Annotated in this window: 1 protein-coding gene; it reads left to right on the top strand. The window is 59.6% G+C overall.

The features are described from left to right. A partial coding sequence (locus tag B2W96_RS11510) for an efflux RND transporter permease subunit (RefSeq protein WP_293010548.1) occupies positions 1-314 on the top strand: 314 nt, incomplete at both ends.

Here is a 314-nt window from a genome sequence, read left to right as displayed (position 1 = left end):
ACTGTCTGATTCCCCTGCCCACCGGCGGTACCGTCCGGCTGGGAGAGGTGGCAAATGTCTATCTCAAGCCGCAAGAGCGCGGCGCCATCGCCCGGGTGGATGGGCAGGACTGTGTGGTTTTGTCCGTGAACAAACAGTCGGACGTGAATACCGTGGTAACCGCCAAAAGCGTCAGCGCGGCCATGGAGAACATCGCTAAGGAGAATCCGGGATTGGAGTGGTCCGTGCTGATGGACCAGAGCGACTATATCAACCTGTCCGTGGACAGCGCCATTTCCAACATCATCATGGGTGTGCTGCTGGCGGCGCTGGTG

Origin of the sequence: Oscillibacter sp. UBA6647, from assembly GCA_002455655.1 — a bacterium.
In the GTDB taxonomy this organism is placed as follows: Bacteria; Bacillota; Clostridia; order Oscillospirales; family Oscillospiraceae; genus Oscillibacter.
The sequence above is the reverse complement of the archived record's forward strand: the minus strand, read 5'-3'. Positions and strand labels throughout refer to the sequence as shown.